The organism is Cyanobium sp. ULC082 (genome assembly GCF_977927535.1).
In genome coordinates this window covers 556,428-576,905 of record NZ_OZ376397.1, presented here as the reverse complement: position 1 = coordinate 576,905, position 20,478 = coordinate 556,428, and the positions used below count along the sequence as shown (strand labels likewise).

At 63.8% G+C, this 20,478-nt stretch carries 16 protein-coding genes and 1 pseudogene; 11 read left to right on the top strand and 6 right to left on the bottom strand.

All coding sequences use genetic code 11. The features are described from left to right. Positions 1 to 137: 137 nt before the first annotated feature. Positions 138 to 626 (top strand): hypothetical protein, encoded by a 489-nt coding sequence (locus ACXMDY_RS03130; RefSeq protein WP_457767590.1) that lies wholly within the window; start codon positions 138 to 140, stop codon positions 624 to 626. Positions 627 to 657: 31 nt separating this feature from the next. Here ACXMDY_RS03130 and ACXMDY_RS03125 read toward each other — a convergent pair. The 5 genes and pseudogenes from ACXMDY_RS03125 to ACXMDY_RS03105 form a co-directional block, all read right to left on the bottom strand. After that, a pseudogene (locus ACXMDY_RS03125) lies at positions 658 to 747 on the bottom strand (hypothetical protein); the annotation flags it as partial. A gap of 63 nt (positions 748 to 810) precedes the next feature. Then, a complete protein-coding gene (locus tag ACXMDY_RS03120) occupies positions 811 to 1,089 on the bottom strand; it encodes a YlxR family protein (RefSeq protein WP_259703109.1) in 279 nt (92 codons plus the stop codon). Beyond that, on the bottom strand, positions 1,086 to 2,447 hold the full coding sequence (gene nusA, locus ACXMDY_RS03115) for a transcription termination factor NusA (protein WP_259703108.1): 1,362 nt from the start codon (positions 2,445 to 2,447) through the stop codon (positions 1,086 to 1,088). Before nusA ends, ACXMDY_RS03120 begins: the two co-directional genes overlap by 4 nt. Positions 2,448 to 2,540: 93 nt before the next feature. Continuing rightward, the gene (locus ACXMDY_RS03110) at positions 2,541 to 3,008 is read right to left on the bottom strand and encodes an LSm family protein (RefSeq protein WP_259703107.1); all 468 of its coding nucleotides are present in this window, start codon (positions 3,006 to 3,008) and stop codon (positions 2,541 to 2,543) included. 194 nt (positions 3,009 to 3,202) lie between these two features. After that, entirely contained in the window at positions 3,203 to 3,496 is a 294-nt protein-coding gene (locus ACXMDY_RS03105) for a hypothetical protein (protein WP_259703106.1), read from the bottom strand. Between the two features lie 83 nt (positions 3,497 to 3,579). Between ACXMDY_RS03105 and ACXMDY_RS03100 the strand changes: the two genes are divergently transcribed. The 3 genes from ACXMDY_RS03100 (at position 3,580) to rpiA (ending at position 6,403) form a co-directional block, all read left to right on the top strand. Further along, on the top strand, positions 3,580 to 4,389 hold the full coding sequence (locus ACXMDY_RS03100; RefSeq protein WP_259703105.1) for a metallophosphoesterase: 810 nt from the start codon (positions 3,580 to 3,582) through the stop codon (positions 4,387 to 4,389). Between the two features lie 74 nt (positions 4,390 to 4,463). Then, positions 4,464 to 5,621: a trypsin-like peptidase domain-containing protein gene (locus ACXMDY_RS03095; RefSeq protein ID WP_399244549.1), complete on the top strand. Its 1,158-nt coding sequence runs from the start codon at positions 4,464 to 4,466 to the stop codon at positions 5,619 to 5,621. 68 nt (positions 5,622 to 5,689) lie between these two features. After that, positions 5,690 to 6,403, top strand: a complete 714-nt coding sequence (gene rpiA / locus ACXMDY_RS03090) for a ribose-5-phosphate isomerase RpiA (protein ID WP_259703103.1) — start codon at positions 5,690 to 5,692, stop codon at positions 6,401 to 6,403. On the opposite strand, the gene hisD is transcribed toward rpiA, so the two are convergent. Next, on the bottom strand, positions 6,333 to 7,703 hold the full coding sequence (gene hisD, locus ACXMDY_RS03085) for a histidinol dehydrogenase (RefSeq protein ID WP_259703102.1): 1,371 nt from the start codon (positions 7,701 to 7,703) through the stop codon (positions 6,333 to 6,335). The two genes, rpiA and hisD, sit on opposite strands and share 71 nt — an antisense overlap. 104 nt (positions 7,704 to 7,807) lie before the next feature. On the opposite strand from hisD, the gene rpsT reads away from it, so the two are divergent. The 7 genes from rpsT to rlmN all read left to right on the top strand — a co-directional run bounded on the left by rpsT (position 7,808) and on the right by rlmN (position 19,973). Beyond that, positions 7,808 to 8,113 carry a 30S ribosomal protein S20 gene (rpsT, locus tag ACXMDY_RS03080; RefSeq protein WP_259703307.1) on the top strand — a complete coding sequence of 102 codons (306 nt, stop codon included), beginning with the start codon at positions 7,808 to 7,810 and terminating at the stop codon, positions 8,111 to 8,113. A gap of 37 nt (positions 8,114 to 8,150) precedes the next feature. After that, positions 8,151 to 9,005: a TatD family hydrolase gene (locus ACXMDY_RS03075; RefSeq protein ID WP_259703101.1), complete on the top strand. Its 855-nt coding sequence runs from the start codon at positions 8,151 to 8,153 to the stop codon at positions 9,003 to 9,005. 329 nt (positions 9,006 to 9,334) lie between these two features. Next, positions 9,335 to 12,625 (top strand): DNA-directed RNA polymerase subunit beta, encoded by a 3,291-nt coding sequence (gene rpoB, locus ACXMDY_RS03070; protein ID WP_259703100.1) that lies wholly within the window; start codon positions 9,335 to 9,337, stop codon positions 12,623 to 12,625. Positions 12,626 to 12,677: 52 nt separating this feature from the next. Continuing rightward, positions 12,678 to 14,582 (top strand): DNA-directed RNA polymerase subunit gamma, encoded by a 1,905-nt coding sequence (locus ACXMDY_RS03065; protein WP_259703099.1) that lies wholly within the window; start codon positions 12,678 to 12,680, stop codon positions 14,580 to 14,582. 62 nt (positions 14,583 to 14,644) lie between these two features. Next, the gene (locus tag ACXMDY_RS03060) at positions 14,645 to 18,727 is read left to right on the top strand and encodes a DNA-directed RNA polymerase subunit beta' (RefSeq protein ID WP_259703098.1); all 4,083 of its coding nucleotides are present in this window, start codon (positions 14,645 to 14,647) and stop codon (positions 18,725 to 18,727) included. After that, a complete protein-coding gene (locus ACXMDY_RS03055) occupies positions 18,727 to 18,915 on the top strand; it encodes a high light inducible protein (RefSeq protein WP_259703097.1) in 189 nt (62 codons plus the stop codon). The genes ACXMDY_RS03060 and ACXMDY_RS03055 overlap by 1 nt, the downstream gene beginning before the upstream one ends. Then, positions 18,912 to 19,973, top strand: coding sequence for a 23S rRNA (adenine(2503)-C(2))-methyltransferase RlmN (rlmN, locus tag ACXMDY_RS03050; RefSeq protein WP_259703306.1), 1,062 nt, complete (start codon positions 18,912 to 18,914; stop codon positions 19,971 to 19,973). Before ACXMDY_RS03055 ends, rlmN begins: the two co-directional genes overlap by 4 nt. Positions 19,974 to 20,478: the final 505 nt, after the last annotated feature.

The following is a 20,478-nucleotide window of genomic DNA, read 5'->3' as shown; positions in this document are numbered from 1 at the left end:
CGACCAACCAGCTGGGGTTGTCCCTCGCCGCTGACGCTGCGGATCGGGGAGCCAGGCCGTTGCGGCGGGGCCGGGCGCGGCGGAGGCGCGCTGCCCCTTGGCACCGGGCGAGGGCTGGTGGCTGGCCGCGGGCTGGGGTGAGCAGGGGCTCCGCCGGCTTGCGGGCTGGAGCCGGGGGCGGTGATTTGATCAGCACGGGCGCGGCCGGCGCCGGCCGGGCCGGAGCGGCGAGCGCCGGCTTGCTCGGAATCGGAGCGGGCGCGGCGACGGGGCGCGGCGACGGAACGCTGCGAGCCGGCGTAGGCGATGGTTGGGCCGGGGCCGGAATCGCTGGCTTCACCACCAGCACAGGGGGCTGGCTGGGGCTTGGCGGCTACCGGCGCGGCCTGGGGCTTGGCGGGACGGGGCAGGGGCAGCGGCGGCTGGAGGGGCTGGTGGAGCCGGCGCTGGGGTTGCCGGCGCTGGGGGTGCCGCTGCCTTCTTCACCGAAAGGATCGCTGTGCCGGGATCCCTGCTCGGATCCTGTGCCATTGCTGGAGCCGGCCTTGGTGGGGTCACGGGCCTGGCCGCTCCGCTGCCATTGGGTCGGATCAGGCTGCGAATGCGGCTGGCCTCGTCGTCGCTGATCGAGCTGCTGTGGCTCTTGGCGGCAATCGACAGTTTCTCGGCGGCATCAAGCACGTCCTTGTTGTCGAGTCCAAGGTCCCGGGACAGCTCATAAATTCTGACTTTGCCGCTGCTGGTCATTCAGGTCTCCAATCGGTCGGGGCAACGGGTGCCGCCGAGCCCCACGCACGGTGCGGCCACTGTTCATCTTGCCTCAGAGGCTGCGATGGGTGCCTCCACCAGGCGCTGATCAAGGGCGGCGTAGATGGAGAGAACCACCTCACAGCGCAGGGCTCGCTGCAGCCGCCTGTGTCGTTTGGCATCGGCAAGGCAGCTGCTGGCGGGACAGAGGTAGGCGGAGCGGCCCATGCCGTGATCCAGGACGACCTCCCGTCCCGGCAAGCGGATCACCCTCCAGAGCAGGCGTCGATCCCGCAGTTGCCGGCAGCTGACGCAACGACGCAGGGTGGGAGCGGGGTTCACCGGTCCAGTGCCTCGGCGGTCGGGGCAGGAGCATCAATCCCCTCCTCCATCTCCTCCTCCAGGTCGTCTTCCGGCAGGGGATACAGCTCGCGAAGCCGGGCATCCTCCTCGGCCCGGATCGCCTGCTCCGCCTCAAGCCGCGCTTCGGCCTCGGCCTGTTCCCGTTCATCCTCCTCGCGAAGGCCGATCAGCTCGGCCGCCTTGGCATCTTCCGCCACCTGGTCGTACTCGAGCGCATTCTTGATATCGATCTTCCAGCCGGTGAGACGGGCCGCCAGCCGCACATTCTGGCCCTCGCGACCGATCGCCAGGCTGAGTTGATCGGGCGGCACCAGCACGTGGGCGTGATGCCCTTCGCGGTCCACCAGCCGCACCATCTCCACCCTGGCCGGACTGAGCGAGTTGGCGATGTACTGGCCAGGATCAGGCGACCAGCGAATCACGTCGATCTTTTCGCCGCGCAACTCATTGACAACCTGCTGGATGCGGGAGCCACGGGCGCCGATGCAGGCTCCGACCGGATCCACCTCCCGCTCGACGCTGTCAACAGCCACCTTGGTGCGTGGACCGACGGAACGGGAGGGTGGGTTGGCTTCCCGCGCCACAGCCACGATTCGCACCGAGCCTTCCTGGATCTCGGGAACTTCATTTTCGAAGAGATACACCACCAGGCCGGCATTGGCCCGCGAGACGAACAGCTGGGGACCGCGGCGCGCCACCTCGGACACTTCCTTGAGAAAGACCTTGAAGGTGGCGTTGGCACGGTAGTTGTCGTTGGGGAGCTGGTCGCGGCGGGGCAATTCAGCTTCCACCTCCGGGCGCCCCAGGCCTGAACTCACCGCCATGATGATCGACTGACGTTCAAAGCGAATGACCCTGGAGGTGAGTACGGGGTCTTCGAGATCAGCGAACTCCTCCTGAATCATGCGTCGTTGCTGATCCCTGAGTTTCTGCGCCAACACCTGTTTTGTGGTGGAGGCGGCCATGCGGCCAAAGTCGTCCTTTTCCGGGGTGACATCCAGCACCACCGTGTCGCCGATCTGGGCATCTTCCGCCACTTGCTGAACCTCGGCGAGGGCGATCTGGTGGTCGTCACTTTCCACCTCTTCCACGATGATCTTGCTGGCCAGAACCCGATAGCCCTCCTCCTCGAGGTCCAGGCCAACATCAAAGTTGCTGAAATAATCCTCTTCAAACGGATCTTCACTGATACCGAGATAGAGGGTGCGGCGGTAGCGCTCATAGCCCTTGAGCAAGGCTTCCCGCAGGGCGGCCTCCACCACCTGGGTGGGCAGCTTCTTCTCATCGCTGATGTCCTCGATCAGATTCTGCAATCCAGGGAGAAGAACAAGGGCCATGGGGTGAAACGGGAGGGTGAGTGAGGTGAGGTGAAAGGAGCTGATCTGAGCAGGGAGGAAAGAACCCACGGGCTGCTCAGGCCTGGGGCGTGATCAGCCCTCGGGAGTGGTCAGCCGAACACCCAGCACATCGGCGCGGGGAATGCGGCTGGTGCGTCCGTGCAGGTTGAGGCAGACGAACTGCTCGTCCCGCTCCAGCAGCAGGCCTTCGCGGGCGACGACGGCACCAGCCCCATCCAGAAAGCGAACTTCCACGGGAAACCCGCGAAAACTGCGAAAGTCCCGGTCATCGAGGAGTTCCTCGCCGATGCCCGGGCTGCTGATCTCCAGAACATAGGGCTCGCTCAACAGGTCGCTGCTGTCGAGACGCTCGCTGATCGCCCCGCTGAAACGGGCACATTCATCCAGGTTGACGTCACCACCATCGGACCGTCGAACCTGAATCAACAGGCTGAGGGGGAGGCGGTTGCTCTGAATCTGGACGTCCACCACAGAGAGCTGGGCGACAGCGGCCTGCTGGCAAGCCAGTTGCCGTAGATCAGCGATCAGGGGGTGGGTCAACGCCGGGAAGGGGAGCGGTTCGAGAAGCCCGACCGGCTCCTGCAGAGAACTGCCCCTGATCCGTCCTGAAGCAGGAAGAATTCGGGTGATGCCCGCCGGGCACAAGCTCAGCGTAGGTGATTCCCTGTCTGCAGCCGATCGCGCCGGTTGCTGCCGACTGGTGACCTTGCACGCCGGGCTGGAAGCGATCCGGCTCAGGCCGGCGGCGCCCCACCCAGGGACTCACCAGCGGAGGCCGAACCGATCGGCCCGAGACCGGGGGGCTCCCCGTAGAAATCGTCGACACCCACCTCGCCCCGCAGGGAGGCCTCCTGGTTGATGCAGCGCTGCGGCTCCTTGACGAACTGACAGACCCGTGCCCACAGCTTGGCTCGGGTGCCCGGTGCCCCCTGACTGAACACCACCTGGTCGTTTCCACCCACCATCCCGCGGATCTCCACCCGACAGAGATCGCACCGTTTCAGGGTTCCAGGTGGAATCGAGGCCATGACGGTGGCTGCGTTGTGGGGGCAACCTAAGCTCTCGACAAGGGAGCTGATCCCAACTGTTGCAAGCCCTTCAAGTGCTCCCGATGCCGGCCCTGCCCGAAGGCGTGTCCGGGAACCTGCACGTTCTTCAGCTGAGTGATCCCCACCTGCTGGCAGATCCTCAAGGCGTTTACAGGGGTTTCAATCCCTACGAACAGCTCCGGCATGGGCTGGAGCAGGCCATCGCCCAGCTGGAGCGGCCACCGGACCTGCTGCTGATCAGCGGCGATCTCTGCCAGGACGAAAGCCTGGCCGGCTATGGCCATCTGTGTGATCTGCTCACCCCTCTGAGGATTCCCCTGGCCCTGCTGCCAGGCAATCACGACAACCCGGCGCTGATCCTGCAGGCGCTGGGCGGGCTGGCCGCGCTGGCACCGGCAGCGCTCCAGCTGGGCCCCTGGCGCCTGATCCTGATCTCCAGCCATCGTCCCGGCAGCCCGGCCGGCTGCTTGGACGATCACCAGTTGCGATGGCTGCGAGGGCAACTGGCTGGATCGAGCGCCCCCACCTGGCTGGCCATCCATCACCCCCCCGTGCCGATCGGCAGCCCCAGCCTCGATGCGATCGCTCTCCAGCATCCGGAACCATTGCTGGAGCTCCTGGCGGCGAGCCCCTTGGTGCGTGGGGTGCTGTTCGGCCATGTCCACCAGCACTGGCAGGGCCAGCTTCCCGGCCGCCCGGAGGTGCCGCTGTTCGCCTGCCCCTCCACGCTCTGCGCCTTCCCGTCGTCACAACCCTGCCCGCTTGGCCGGCCGCAGGACCCCGGCGGTCGCTGGTTGGAGCTGCGGCCCGATCGCTCCTGGGCACAGCGACTGCTGCGCTGGTCGGCTTTCTCACCAGGTGAAAGGGCTTGAACGCTGAACGGCCAACTGGATTCCCCCTAGCCTTGAGCCGATTCAGCCCTGTTGCCGTGCCCCTTGAACGCTCGCTGTCCCTCCGTCTCCTGGATCAGGTGCGGCATGGCCTGCTGGCGATCCTGCTGCTGGTGCTGCTGATCGGCGGGGCGGCTCTGCCCCTGGCGGCGGCCGAAACCGAGCTCAGCGGCGACGGCAAAGCTCTGCCGCAGGTCCCGACCCACAGCTTCGTCGCCCAGGCGGCCCGGCGGGTCGGTGCATCGGTGGTGCGGATCGACACCGAGCGCAGCGTTTCCCGTGAAGCCTTCGATCCGGCCTTGCTTGATCCCCTGCTGCGGGATCTGTTCGGCGATCCGGCCGGCAGCAGCCGGGAGAGGGGTCAGGGGTCCGGCGTGGTGATTGATGCCAGCGGCCTTGTCCTCACCAACGCCCACGTCGTTGATCGGGCCGATCTCGTCGAGGTGACCCTTGCCGATGGCCGCCAGGTGGACGGCAGTGTGGTGGGCGCCGATCCCGTCACCGACCTGGCGGTGGTGCGCATTCCCAAGCTCAGCAGCCTGGAGGCGGCCCCGCTCGGCGATTCCGAAGCCCTTGAAGTGGGCGACTGGGCGATTGCCCTGGGCAGTCCCTATGGACTTGAGCGCACCGTCACCCTCGGCATTGTCAGCAGCCTCCACCGCAACATCAACAGCCTCGGCTTCTCCGACAAGCGGCTCGATCTGATCCAGACGGATGCGGCGATCAACCCCGGCAACTCCGGCGGCCCGCTGATCAACGCCGCCGGCGATGTGATAGGCATCAACACCCTGGTGCGCTCCGGACCCGGCGCCGGGCTCGGATTCGCGATCCCGATCAACCTGGCCCGGGGTGTGGCCGACCAGCTCCGCCTCGGTGGGCAGGTTGTCCATCCGTACCTCGGCCTGCAGCTGGTGCCGCTCACGGCCCGCCGGGCCCGTGACAACAACCGCGATCCGGATGCGGTGCTGCAGCTGCCGGAGCGGGATGGCGCCCTGGTGCAGAGGGTGTTGCCCGACAGCCCGGCCGAGCTGGCCGGGCTGCGACGCGGTGATCTGGTGGTGTCCGCTGCCGATCAGCCCGTCAAGGATCCAGCCAGCCTGCTGCAGCGGGTGGAGGCATCTCAGGTTGGTGAGCTGCTGCCGCTCAAGGTGGTGCGGGGAGCGCGGGAACTGCAGCTCAACATCAAGCCCGCAGCCTTGCCCCACCCGGCCTGATCCATCTCGCCGAAGGGGGGGCAGAGATCTGCCTGTTGCTACGGTCACGGCGTTTTGCAGGCCTTGCCATGGCTGATCTTCTGGGCCGCATGAAGCAGGCGGTGGCCGCCGCCGCCGTCGAGCAGATCCAGGACGGCATGGTGCTGGGCCTGGGTTCCGGCTCCACTGCCGCTCTGATGATCCAGGCGCTCGGCGCCAAGCTGCGCTCCGGCGAGCTCTCCGATATCACCGGTGTCACCACCTCGTTCCAGGGGGAGGTGCTGGCCGCCGAGCTGGGCATCCCGCTCCAGAGCCTCAACGCGATCGAGCAGATCGATCTGGCCATTGACGGCGCCGACGAGGTGGACCCCGGCTTTCAGCTGATCAAAGGCGGCGGTGCCTGCCATGTGCAGGAAAAGCTGGTGGCTCGCCGTGCCAGGCGGTTCGTGGTGGTGGTGGACAGCTCGAAGCTGGTGGAGCGGCTCAATCTCGACTTCCTGCTGCCGGTGGAAGTGCTGCCGGGTGCCTGGCGCCAGGTGAAGGCGGAACTGGAGGCGATGGGAGCCGAAGCGCAGCTGCGCATGGCTGTTCGTAAGGCCGGGCCGGTGGTCACCGACCAGGGAAACCTGGTGCTGGATCTGCGCTTCGCCGATGGAATCGCTGATCCAGTCAGCCTGGAGCCCCGGATCAACAATCTGCCGGGTGTGCTGGAGAACGGCCTGTTCGTCAACCTCACCGACCAGGTGCTGGTGGGGGAGATCGTCGATGGTGAACCGCGGGTGCGGGATCTGCAGAAGCGCTGAGTCGAAGCCGCACCGATTCGGCATGGCTGTGCAGCCCTTCACTCTCGGCCAGGGTGAGTACGGCGGGGCCGGTGGCTTCCAGGGCCCGGCGGTTGAACTGGATCAGGCTGGTGTTGCGCAGAAAGGTTTCCACGCCGAGAGCTGAGCCGAAGCGGGCGGTGCCGGAGGTGGGCAAGGTGTGGTTGGGCCCGGCCAGGTAGTCACCGACCGCTTCCGGGCTCCAGCCGCCCAGGAAGATGGCACCGGCATGCTGAATGCGCTCCGCCATCGGCTCCGGCCGCTCCACCAGCAACTCCAGATGCTCAGGGGCGAAGCGGTCACTCAGGCCTGCCGCCGCTTCGAGATTCGGGCAGACCACGATCAGGCCCCAGTCCTGCAGGGCGGCCCGGCAGACGGCAGCGCGGGGATGGGATTTCAGCTGGGCCTCAAGGGCGAGCGGCACCGCCTCGGCAAGGGCCGAGCTGGTGCTCAGCAGAATCGCGGCGGCCAGGGGGTCGTGTTCGGCCTGGGCCAGCAGATCTGCGGCCACCTGGTCGGGGTCGGCCGTGTGATCGGCAATCACCAGAACTTCGCTGGGACCGGCTAAGGAATCAATCCCGACCCTGCCGTAGACAGCCTTCTTGGCCAGGGTCACGTAGAGATTGCCCGGACCTGAGATCACATCAACGGCTGGGATCGATGCCGTTCCATAGGCCAGTGCGCCGATCGCCTGGGCCCCACCCACCCGATAGACCTCGTCCACCCCGGCCAGATGGGCGGCCGCCAGCACGGTGGGATTGGGCATCCCTCCAGCCCCCGGAGGGGTCACGATCACCACCCGGCCAACGCCGGCCACCTTGGCCGGTACGGCATTCATCAGAACGGTGCTGGGATAAGCAGCTCTGCCGCCGGGGATGTAGAGCCCGGCCCGTTGAACCGGCCGCCAGCGGCGACCCAGCCGTTCACCATGCACCCCGACCACACTGATGTCCTGGGGCTTCTGACGCTGGTGAAAATCGAGGATGCGCCGATGGGCCAGCTTCAGCGCTTCCCGGAGGGGGTCCGGGCACTGTTGCCAGGCGGTGGCGAGAGCATCGGCAGGAATGCGCAACGGGTCGGGACGCACCCCGTCGAACTGTTCGGTGAGCTCCAGCAGGGCCCGATCACCCTGGCGTCTGACCCGATCGAGGATCCCATCGACCTGCTCCCTGGCCAGCTGGCTCTGGCCGTCGCTGGTGCGCGCGGCAATCGCATCGAGCCGCAGCCCCGCCGCATCGAGATCGCGCAGAATCGGCACGGTCGGCAGGGGGGGCGTGGCCAAGGCGTTGAGGAAAAGAACCAGGATCTCAAGCTAGGCCGTTGACTGAGCGGCAGGAACGTGAAGCGGTAAGCTTCAGAGTCGCCTATTCAGCGCCAAAACAGCCTGTGGCCAATAACAAGTCATCGAAGAAACGCATCGAGGTTGCCGAGCGCAACTGGCTGCTCAACCGCTCCTACAAGTCGGCCGTGCGCACGCTGATGAAGCGCTGCCTCACCGCCGTCTCCGACTACACCCAGAAGCCTGGTGACGACACCAAGACAGCCGTCCATTCCAGTTTGAATGCGGCGTTCAGCAAGATCGACAAGGCCGTGAAGCGCGGCGTTCTGCACCGGAACACCGGCGCCAACCAGAAGTCCCGCCTCAGTGCGGTGGTCAAGCAGGCGATCGAGCCAGCCTCCACGCGGGCCTGAACCGCCGCCAACGCCTCAGGCCCCCACGGACACGGAGATGGCAGCCCCCAGCAGCCCAGCCCAGCCCACCGGTGCGGAGCTCGCTCCTTTGCCGGCTCTGATCGACAGCCACTGTCACGTCGTCTTCCGAAATTTCGAAGCCGATCTTGATCAGGTCGCCCTGCGCTGGCGGCAGGCTGGCGTGGTTTCCCTGCTCCACTCCTGTGTGGAGCCTGGGGAGATCCCGGCGATTCGCGCCCTGGCCGATCGTTTCCCCGAGCTGCGCTATTCAGTCGGCGTCCACCCACTCGATCCCCAGCACTGGCAGGCCGACACCCCCGCCGTGCTGCGCGAGGCCGCCCGTCAGGACTCCCGCGTGGTCGCCATCGGCGAGCTGGGCCTTGATCTCTTCAAGGCAGCGAACCTGGAGGAGCAGAGAGCCATGCTCCTCCCCCAGCTGGCGCTGGCTGTGGAGCTTGGCCTGCCGGTGATCATCCACTGCCGGGATGCGGCGCAGCCCATGCTCGAAACCCTGCGCCAGCTCCAGGCTGAGGGCCACTGCCCGCGTGGGGTGATGCACTGCTGGGGAGGGACTCCCGAGCAGATGACGGCATTTCTGGATCTTGGTTTCCTGATCAGTTTCAGCGGCACCGTCACCTTCGCCAGCGCTGCGGATACCCACGCCTGCGCCCGTCTGGTACCCGCTGATCGCTATCTGATCGAAACCGACTGCCCCTTTCTTGCCCCGGTTCCCCGGCGGGGGAAGCGCAATGAGCCGGCCTTCGTGCTGGCGGTGGCCGAGCGACTGGCCGCGTTGCGAGGCGAAACCCTCAGCCAGGTCGCCGCTGCCAGCACCGCGAATGCGGTACGCCTATTTGGCCTTCCCAACCAGCTTGGCGATCAATGTGTATGATGTTTTATTGGTTTGGCAGCGCGCGCGCTCCATCATCGACGTCGGCAGCCTTGAGACGAGCTCCATGAGTGCGTGATCACATCCCGGTCTCGTGTCTTCCCCACAGACACGAGGACCCGTGATTCCGGCTGCCCTGCCGGAGATGGCTCACCACTTTCCGATCGCGTTCGTCGCCGCCGCTCAAGCCAAAATCCCCAGGCCTTTGCGCTCAAGGCAATTCTGAACACCGCCATCCTGGCTCCGGCAATGCCCACGACGGACCATCCCCTTCCGATGATTCCGCCTTCGGGCCCCCTCTCACCTTCCCCTTCCGTTCAGCAGGTCCACGCATGAGCAGCGCGATCCAGGTTGCCAAGACCGTCACCTACCTGCCCGATCTCGTGGAGGTGCAACGGGCCAGCTTCAAATGGTTCCTGGAAAAGGGTCTGATCGAGGAGCTCGACAGCTTTTCTCCGATCACCGACTACACCGGCAAGCTCGAACTCCACTTCATCGGCAACGAGTACCGGCTGAAGCGGCCTCGTCACGATGTGGAAGAAGCGAAGCGGCGTGATGCCACATTTGCTTCGCAGATGTATGTCACCTGCCGGTTGGTCAACAAGGAAACCGGGGAAATCAAGGAGCAGGAGGTGTTCATCGGTGAACTCCCCCTGATGACGGAACGCGGAACCTTCATCATCAACGGCGCTGAGCGGGTGATTGTCAATCAGATCGTGCGCAGTCCCGGCGTCTATTTCAAAGACGAACAGGACAAGAACGGCAGGAAAACCTTCAACGCCAGCCTGATTCCGAACAGGGGTGCCTGGCTCAAGTTCGAAACCGACAAGAACGATCTGTTGCATGTGCGCGTCGACAAGACCCGCAAGATCAACGCCCACGTGCTGATGCGGGCAATCGGCCTCTCCGACAACGACGTGCTCGACAAGCTGCGTCACCCTGAGTACTACCGCAAGTCGATCGAAGCAGCCAACGACGAGGGCATCGCCTCCGAAGACCAGGCCCTTCTGGAGCTCTACAAGAAGCTGCGCCCGGGTGAACCCCCCTCGGTCAGCGGCGGCCAGCAGTTGTTGCACAGCCGTTTCTTCGATCCCAAGCGCTACGACCTCGGCAGGGTCGGGCGCTACAAGATCAACAAGAAACTGCGCCTCACCATCCCCGACGCCACCCGTACCCTCACCGCCGAGGATGTTCTCTCCACGATCGATTATCTGATCAATCTCGAGCTCGATGTGGGCGGCGCCTCCCTCGACGACATTGACCACCTCGGCAACCGAAGGGTGCGCTCGGTTGGAGAGCTGCTGCAGAACCAGGTTCGCGTCGGCCTGAACCGGCTGGAGCGGATCATCAAGGAACGGATGACCGTTGGTGAAACCGAATCGCTCACCCCGGCCCAGCTGGTGAACCCCAAGCCGCTGGTGGCGGCCATCAAGGAGTTCTTCGGCTCCAGCCAGTTGAGCCAGTTCATGGACCAGACCAATCCCCTGGCCGAACTCACCCACAAGCGGCGGATCAGCGCCCTCGGTCCGGGGGGTCTCACCCGGGAGAGGGCCGGCTTCGCTGTTCGCGACATTCACCCATCCCACTACGGCCGGATCTGCCCGATCGAAACGCCGGAGGGCCCGAATGCCGGCCTGATCGGGTCGCTGGCCACCCATGCCCGCGTCAACGAATACGGCTTCATCGAAACCCCGTTCTGGCGCGTGGAGAACGGCATCGTCTTCAAGAAGGACGACCCGATCTACCTGTCCGCCGATCTGGAGGATGAATGCCGCGTCGCCCCCGGCGACGTGGCCACGGATGCGGATGGTCGGATCAAGGCGGAGCTGGTGCCGGTTCGCTATCGCCAGGACTTTGAGAAAGTACCCCCGGAACAGGTCGACTACGTCCAGTTGTCGCCGGTGCAGGTGATTTCGGTGGCCACCTCCCTGATCCCTTTTCTTGAGCACGATGACGCCAACCGGGCCCTGATGGGCTCGAACATGCAGCGGCAGGCCGTGCCGCTGCTGCGACCCGAGCGTCCCCTGGTCGGCACCGGCCTGGAAACTCAGGTGGCTCGGGATTCCGGCATGGTGCCGATTACCCGGGTGAATGGTGTTGTCACCTTTGTGGACGCCACGGCAATCGTGATCCGCGACGATCAGGGCACCGACCACATCCACCATCTGCAGAAGTATCAGCGCTCCAACCAGGACACCTGCCTCAATCAGCGCCCGATCGTGCGCCAGGGTGAAGAGGTGATCGCCGGTCAGGTGCTGGCCAATGGTTCTGCCTGCGAGGGGGGTGAGATCGCTCTCGGTCAGAATGTGCTGATCGCCTACATGCCCTGGGAGGGCTACAACTACGAAGACGCGATCCTGGTGAGCGAACGGCTCGTTCAGGACGACCTCTACACCTCGGTGCACATCGAGAAATACGAGATTGAAGCGCGTCAGACCAAGCTTGGCCCTGAAGAGATCACCCGGGAGATTCCCAATGTCGCCGAGGAAAGCCTTGGCAATCTCGATGAGATGGGCATCATCAGGATCGGCGCCTATGTTGAATCCGGAGACATCCTGGTTGGCAAGGTGACACCCAAAGGGGAATCCGACCAGCCACCTGAAGAGAAGCTGCTGCGCGCCATCTTCGGCGAAAAGGCCCGCGATGTTCGTGACAACTCCTTGCGGGTGCCCAACACCGAGCGTGGCCGGGTGGTGGACGTGCGCATCTACACCCGGGAGCAGGGCGATGAACTGCCGCCCGGCGCCAACATGGTGGTGAGGGTCTATGTGGCCCAGCGCCGCAAGATTCAGGTAGGCGACAAGATGGCCGGCCGCCATGGCAACAAGGGCATCATCAGCCGGATTCTTCCCCGCGAAGACATGCCCTACCTGCCCGACGGCAGCCCGATCGACATCGTGCTGAACCCGCTCGGTGTGCCCTCACGGATGAACGTGGGACAGGTGTTCGAGTGCCTGATGGGTTGGGCTTCCGCCCACCTCGACTGCCGCGTCAAGGTGGTGCCGTTTGACGAGATGCACGGCAATGAAACCTCGAAGAACACGGTTCAGAAGTATCTGGAGGAAGCCGCTGCCCTGCCTGGCAAGGATTGGGTCTACAACCCTGACAACCCCGGCAAGATTCAACTGATCGATGGACGCACAGGCGAAGCGTTCGACCAGCCGGTCACTGTTGGCTATGCCCACATCCTCAAGCTGGTGCACCTGGTCGACGACAAGATTCACGCCCGCTCCACCGGCCCCTACTCGCTCGTCACCCAGCAGCCCCTCGGCGGCAAGGCCCAGCAAGGCGGCCAGCGGCTCGGTGAAATGGAGGTCTGGGCCCTGGAAGCCTATGGAGCCGCCTACACCCTGCAGGAGCTGCTCACCGTCAAGTCCGACGACATGCAAGGCCGCAACGAGGCGTTAAACGCGATCGTCAAGGGCAAACCGATCCCCCGCCCCGGCACACCTGAGTCCTTCAAGGTGCTGATGCGAGAGCTTCAGTCGCTTGGCCTCGATATCGCCGTTTACACCGACGAAGGAGTCGAAGTCGATCTCATGCAGGACGTCAACCCTCGCCGCAGCACTCCCAATCGCCCCACCTATGAGTCGTTGGGAGTGGCGGACTATGACGACGATTGACCACCCAGCCTGATTCCTTTCGTTTCACTCGACGTCCGCGCGCCTTCCGTTCATGACCAACAGCAACTCCCGCATCGAGAACCACTTCGACTACGTCAAGATCACGCTCGCTTCACCCGAGCGGATCCGGCAGTGGGGTCAGCGCACGCTTCCCAATGGGCAGGTGGTCGGCGAGGTCACCAAACCGGAAACGATCAACTACCGCACGCTCAAGCCAGAAATGGACGGGCTGTTCTGCGAGAAGATCTTCGGTCCCTCCAAAGACTGGGAATGCCACTGCGGCAAATACAAGCGGGTGCGTCACCGCGGCATCGTCTGTGAGCGCTGTGGCGTTGAGGTCACCGAAAGCCGGGTGCGGCGTCACCGGATGGGCTTCATCAAGCTCGCTGCCCCTGTTTCGCACGTCTGGTATCTGAAGGGTATCCCCAGCTATGTGGCGATTCTGCTCGACATGCCCCTGCGGGATGTGGAGCAGATCGTTTACTTCAACTGTTATGTGGTGCTGGACAAAGGTGATCACAAAGACCTCACCTACAAGCAGCTTCTGACCGAAGACGAGTGGCTGGAGATCGAGGATCAGATCTACGCCGAAGATTCGGAAATCGAGAATGAGCCGGTGGTCGGCATCGGTGCCGAGGCGCTCAAGCAATTGCTTGAGGATCTCAACCTCACCGAGATCGCCGAGCAACTCCGCGAAGACATCGCCGGCAGCAAGGGTCAGAAGCGGGCCAAGCTGATCAAGCGCCTGCGGGTGATCGACAACTTCATCGCCACCGATGCTCGGCCGGAGTGGATGGTGCTTGATGCGATCCCGGTGATTCCGCCTGATCTGCGGCCGATGGTGCAGCTCGACGGTGGCCGCTTCGCCACCAGCGACCTCAACGATCTCTACCGCCGGGTGATCAACCGCAACAACCGCCTGGCGCGGCTGCAGGAGATCCTGGCCCCGGAAATCATCGTCCGCAACGAAAAGCGGATGTTGCAGGAGGCCGTTGATGCCCTGATCGACAACGGTCGCCGGGGCCGCACCGTGGTGGGTGCCAACAACCGCCCACTCAAATCACTCAGCGACATCATCGAGGGCAAGCAGGGTCGCTTCCGCCAGAACCTGCTCGGCAAGCGGGTCGACTACTCCGGCCGGTCGGTGATCGTGGTGGGCCCCAAGCTGAAGATGCATCAGTGCGGTCTGCCCAAGGAGATGGCGATCGAGCTGTTCCAGCCGTTCGTGATCCACCGCCTGATCCGCCAGAACATCGTCAACAACATCAAGGCGGCCAAAAAGCTGATTCAGCGCGCCGATGATGAGGTGATGCAGGTGCTCCAGGAGGTGATCGAAGGTCACCCGATCCTGCTGAACCGGGCCCCAACCCTGCACCGCCTCGGCATCCAGGCCTTTGAACCAAAGCTTGTTGATGGTCGCGCCATCCAGCTTCACCCGCTGGTCTGCCCAGCCTTCAACGCTGACTTCGACGGGGACCAGATGGCCGTCCACGTGCCGTTGGCGATCGAAGCCCAGACCGAGGCGCGGATGCTGATGCTGGCCAGCAACAACATCCTCTCCCCCGCCACCGGCGAGCCGATCATCACACCGTCCCAGGACATGGTGCTGGGCATCTATTACCTCACCGCCGTGGATCGCAAGGAAGCCAAACCGGAGTTCGGAGACCGAAGCCGCACGTTCGCCGGTCTGCCGGATGTTCTCAATGCCTTCGACGAACGGCATCTGGCCATCCACGAATGGGTGTGGGTGCGTTTCAGTGGCGAAACCGACGACGACGACGAAGGCGATGCCCCCATCAAGCAGGAAACCCTCAGCGATGGCACCCGCATTGAGCAGTGGAAGTACCGCCGCGATCGCCGCGACGAGGAGGGTGGATTGATCAGCCGTTACATCCTCACCACGGTGGGTCGGGTTGTGATGAACACCACGATCATCGCGTCGGTAGGCGCCGCCTGATTTTCTGCCCGCCAGGCACAGCACGCTTCCTTGTTTTCAGCTCTCTTCATCTGCGCGACGCCATGACCACCACCCCCGCCAAATCCTCCGCTGATCTGGGCCGCATCGCTCCGCTGAGCAAGGAAGCGCCACGCTTCCGCAACCGGGAGATCGACAAGAAATCCCTGCGCAATCTGGTGGCCTGGGCCTACAAGCACCACGGCACGGCGGCCACCGCAGCGATGGCGGACGACCTCAAGGACCTGGGTTTCCATTACGCCACCCAGGCAGCAGTCTCGATTTCAGTCGACGATCTGCGCATTCCGGGCGACAAGGCCGCCCTGCTGGAGCAGGCGGAAGAACAGATCACCGCCACAGAAGAACGTTATCGCCTCGGCGAGATCACCGAAGTCGAACGTCACACCAAGGTGATCGACACCTGGACTGAAACCAACGAACGGCTTGTGGCGGCGGTTCGCCGGAACTTCAACGAGAACGATCCGCTCAACTCGGTGTGGATGATGGCCAACTCCGGCGCCCGGGGGAACATGTCCCAGGTGCGGCAGCTGGTGGGGATGCGTGGGCTGATGGCCAACCCCCAGGGCGAAATCATCGACCTGCCGATCCGCACCAATTTCCGCGAAGGTCTCACGGTCACCGAATACGTGATTTCCTCCTACGGAGCCCGCAAAGGCCTGGTCGACACCGCCCTGCGCACCGCCGACTCCGGCTATCTCACCCGCCGGCTGGTGGATGTGGCCCAGGATGTGATTGTGCGCGAAGACGACTGCGGCACAACCCGGGGAATCCCGATCCACGCCGATGAGAAAGGTCGCTTTTACGCCAAGCTGGTCGGCCGCCTCGCCGCTGAGCCGGTGCTTGTGGGTGGTGGCAAGAACCAGGAGGTTCTGGTTGAGCGCGATGGTGAAATCGATATCGAGCTGTCGGCAAAGATTGAAGCGGCCGGTGTGAAAACCGTGGTGGTGCGCTCTCCGCTCACCTGCGAAGCAGCCCGCTCGGTTTGCCGCAAGTGCTACGGCTGGGCGCTGGCCCACAACCAGCTGGTCGATGTCGGCGAAGCGGTGGGCATCATCGCCGCCCAGTCAATCGGCGAGCCCGGCACCCAGCTCACGATGCGCACCTTCCACACCGGCGGTGTGTCCACCGCCGAGAGCGGCGTGGTGCGGTCCCACAAAACAGTCGAGGGTGTCGTTGAGTTCGATGCCAAGGCTCGGCTGCGGCCCTTCCGCACACCCCATGGCGTCGAAGCCCAGATCGCCGAAACCGATTTCACCCTGCAGGTGAAGTTCGCCGGCAAACTCAAGGCCCAGAAACTCGACATCACCTCCGGCTCGATCCTGTTCGTGGCCGATGGAGAACCGGTGCCCGCCGACAGCGTGCTGGCCCAGATTTCCTCCGGCTCCTCCGTCAAGAAGAGTGTGGAGAAGGCCACCAAGGATGTGATCTGCGATCTGGCCGGGCAGGTGCGCTATGAGGAGGTGATTCAGCCCCGCGAGGTCACCGACCGCCAGGGCAACATCACGCTCAAGGCCCAGCGGCTTGGTCGCCTCTGGGTGTTCGCCGGAGACGTCTACAACCTGCCACCCAACGCCATGCCGGTGGTGAAGGCCAATTCCGCCGTCACCAACGGCGACGTGCTGGCGGAAAGCAGGCTGGTCAGCGAGCATGGCGGCGCCGTGCGGCTGCGCGAATCAGCCGGTGACTCCCGCGAAGTTCAGATTGTCACGGCGAGCCTCACCCTCAAAGACTGCAAGCTGGTGGGTGAATCGACCCATTCCGGTGAAATCTGGCACCTGGAGGGGAAGGACAACATTCGCTACCTGCTCAAGACCATGCCTGGGAGCAAGATCGGCAACGGCGAAGTGATCGCTGAGCTGGCTGACAACCGCTTCCGTACCCAGACCGGGGGCATGATCAAATACGCACCAGGCCTGTCAATCAAGAAGGCCCGTTCCGCCAAGAACGGTTTTGAAGTGTCAAAGGGTGGAACGTTGTTGTGGATTCCCCAGGAAACCCACGAAATCAACAAAGACATCTCCCTGTTGATGATCGAAGACGGCCAATGGATTGAAGCCGGGACTGAAGTCGTCAAGGATATTTTCTCCCAGACGGCCGGTATCGTCACCGTCACCCAGAAGAACGACATCCTGCGCGAGATCATCGTTCGATCCGGCACTCTTCACCTCGTTTCCGACAGCAAGGTGCTGGCCCGCTACAGCGATGATGGCAAGATCCACAACCCTGGCGAGGAACTCGCCCCCGGGCTCACCATCGACAAGATGGTCTACGCGGAAGCGGTTGAGACACCGGAAGGAGGCGCCCTGTTGCTTCGTCCGGTTGAGGAGTATGCCATTCCCGATGAGGCGCATCTGCCCGATCTTGGCAGCGTCAAACAGAATGGCGGACCTTCCCTGGGCCTCAAGGCAGTTCAACGTCTCACCTACAAAGACGGAGAGTTGATCAAATCAGTCGAGGGCATCGAGCTGCTGCGCACCCAGCTGATTCTCGACACGTTTGACACCACCCCGCAGATGACTGTCGATGTGGAAGCTGTGCCCGACAAGCGGGCCAAAACGATCGAACGGTTGCAGCTGGTGATTCTCGAAACGCTGCTTGTGCGGCGTGACACCCTCTCTGATGCCAGCCACGGCTCCACCCACACCGAGCTTCAGGTGGAGGATGGCGCCACGGTCAAGAGCGGTGATGTGGTCGCCACTACCCAGATTCTCGGCAAGGAGAACGGCCTGGTGCAGTTTCCGGATCCCCAGGAAGGCGAACCGGTGCGCCGGATGATCGTGGAGCGGGCCAACGACACCAGACAGCTGGAAATCGGAGACCGTCAGCCCAGTGTTGTGATCGGTCAGCGGCTGGTGGATGGGGAGCTGCTGAGTGAGGGCGTCGAGGCACCCTGCTGCGGCCAGGTGGAGGCGATTGAGAACGGCATCGTCACCATCCGGCTCGGAAGGCCCTACATGGTTTCTCCCGACTCGGTGCTGCATGTGCGTGATGGTGAACTGGTGCAGCGGGGAGATGCCCTCGCCCTGCTGGTGTTCGAGCGCCAGAAAACCGGGGACATCGTTCAGGGCCTGCCGCGGATCGAAGAGCTGCTGGAGGCCCGGCGGCCACGCGAGTCCGCCGTTCTCTGCCGGAAACCGGGCACCGTCGCGATCAAGCTCGGTGAAGACGATGATTCCGTCAACGTCACGGTGATCGAGCACGACGACGTGACCACCGACTATCCGATTCTGCTCGGCCGCAACGTGATGGTGAACGATGGTCAACAGGTCACGGCCGGTGAAATGCTCACCGATGGGCCGATCAATCCCCACGAGTTGCTGGAGTGCAATTTCGAGGATCTGCTGAGCCGCAAGCCCTCGATGGAAGCGGCCCAGGAGGCCATCTCCAAGTTGCAGTTCCGGATGGTGCAGGAAGTCCAGAACGTCTACAAGTCGCAGGGGGTCACCATCGATGACAAGCACATCGAGGTGATTGTCCGCCAGATGACCAGCAAAGTGCGGATCGAAGATGCCGGTGACACCACCCTGTTGCCCGGCGAACTGATCGAGTTGCGTCAGGTGGAGCAGGTGAACCAGGCGATGGCGATCACAGGAGGAGCCCCAGCTGAGTTCACGCCGGTGCTGCTCGGCATCACCAAGGCCTCACTCAACACCGACAGCTTCATCTCCGCCGCCAGCTTCCAGGAAACCACCCGGGTGCTCACTGAGGCCGCGATCGAAGGCAAGAGCGACTGGTTGCGGGGCCTGAAGGAGAACGTGATCATCGGCCGGCTGATCCCGGCCGGCACCGGCTTCAGTGGCTTCGAGGAGGAACTCCGCTCCGAGGCCGGTCCCCACCCCGACATCCTCGATGAGGAAGTCGGCGGCTATCGCCGGATGGCCAACCTGCGCCCTGATTACACCGTGGAGATGCCTGCGGCTCCCACCATCAACGCCACGGCGGTGCTGGACGACCCATCGGAAGCCCAGCTCGATGCCGTGCGCAGTCTGCGGGGGATCGAGGCCTCGAAGAGTTCCTTCGCGGCCTTCGCCCGCCCCGTGACCGAAGAGGGGCTGGAAGAGGAGTTGATCCCTGATCCTGCTGCCCTTGAAGGGTTGCAGGAAGAGGGCCTGCTCAGCGAAGACTGATGGCGACCACTGAACCACGGGCACCACGGCCACCACTGGTGCCGAAGCTGGTGCCGCAACGGCGGCTGCCGCGCTTCGGCTTCCACACCCACACGGAGCGGCTGAATGGCCGCTCCGCCATGCTCGGTTTCCTGGCACTGCTGGCGGTCGAAAAAGTTCTCGGTCACGGGCTGCTGGTGTGGCCCTGAGTGGTCGGCCCCTGCTGGGCCAACGGCTGGAAGCACTGGAGAACCTGGCGGTGGCCCAGGGCCAGCCCCGGTACCGGGGCCGCCAGCTGCACGATGGGATCTACGCCAAGGGCGCCCGCAGCATTGATCGGATCAAGGGCCTGCCGAAGCTGTGGAGCGAACAACTGAGCCAGGACTGGCCGACCGCGGGTGCGGAGCCGATCGGCCGTTCCACAGAGTTGAAACGCAGCGTGGCCCGGGATGGCACCACCAAGTTGCTGCTCTCCACCGCTGATGGTCTCAGCCTCGAAACGGTAGGGATTCCCAGCCGGGATCGTCTGACGGTCTGTGTGTCCAGCCAGGTGGGCTGCCCGATGGGCTGCCGGTTCTGCGCCACGGGCAAGGGGGGCCTGGAGCGTTCCCTCCAGGTGCACGAGATCATCGACCAGGTGCTGGCCATCCGTGAGGTGATGGAGCAACGCCCCAGCCACGTGGTGTTCATGGGCATGGGTGAGCCGCTGCTCAACACCGAAGCCGTTCTTGATGCCATCGACTGCCTCTGCACCGATCTGGGCATGGCCCAGCGCCAGATCACCGTGAGCACGGTGGGGGTGGCCAGCCAGATGCCGAAGCTGGCCAGCCTGGCCATGGAGCGACTGGGTCGCGCCCAGTTCACCCTGGCCGTGAGCCTGCATGCACCCGACCAAAGACTGCGCGAAGAGTTGATCCCCACCGCTCACGCTTATCCGATCACCGAGCTGCTCGATGATTGCCGCAACTACGTGGCCACCACCGGCCGGCGGATCAGCTTCGAGTACATCCTGCTGGGCGGACTCAACGATCACCCGCGCCAGGCGGCGGCACTGGCGCAGTTGTTGCGCGGCTTCCAGAGCCACGTCAATCTGATCGCCTACAACCCGATCGACGAGGAAGATTTTCAGCGTCCAAGTGCGGAGCGGGTCGCAGCCTTCAAGGCGGCCCTTGAGCTGCGCCATGTGGCAGTGAGCGTGCGCGCCAGCCGTGGCCTGGATGAAAATGCCGCCTGCGGTCAGCTGCGCAGGCGGGTGGCTGCGGGGTGATTTCAGTCCCCGAAGTCGCCCTTGAGCAACCTTGCCGCCAACCAGAGACAAACGGACTTTGCAGCCACCTCTAAGCCTTTGCCGAAAGACTGAAGGTCACCTTAAAAATTTCCCGATTCCTAGGCGGGAACTATCAGTGACAAGAAATTGCTGGTCACAAAGCCCCAACTCTTCACAACCATCCCGGCCATCTAATGATTGTCCTTTACGGCTTGGAATGATCATGCTGCCAGAGTTGATTTCAACGCACAGCAGAAGTAGCGCAGAATGCTACAGGTCAGCCCTTGCAGTCCCCACCTTGATTGCGTCCTGACCAACTCAATTCGAATTGTCAGTTGGCCACGTATGCAGGCTGTGATAGTCACAAAGACATACTCAATCCTTGGTCCCACTTGTGATCGAGCAGGATTGCACATCTTAGCCTCGTGCCTGCGCGAATTGTTGCAGGTTCCATTCTCATGATTTCGGTTTTCGAAACCAGCCAGATCCAGGAGATCTTCATACT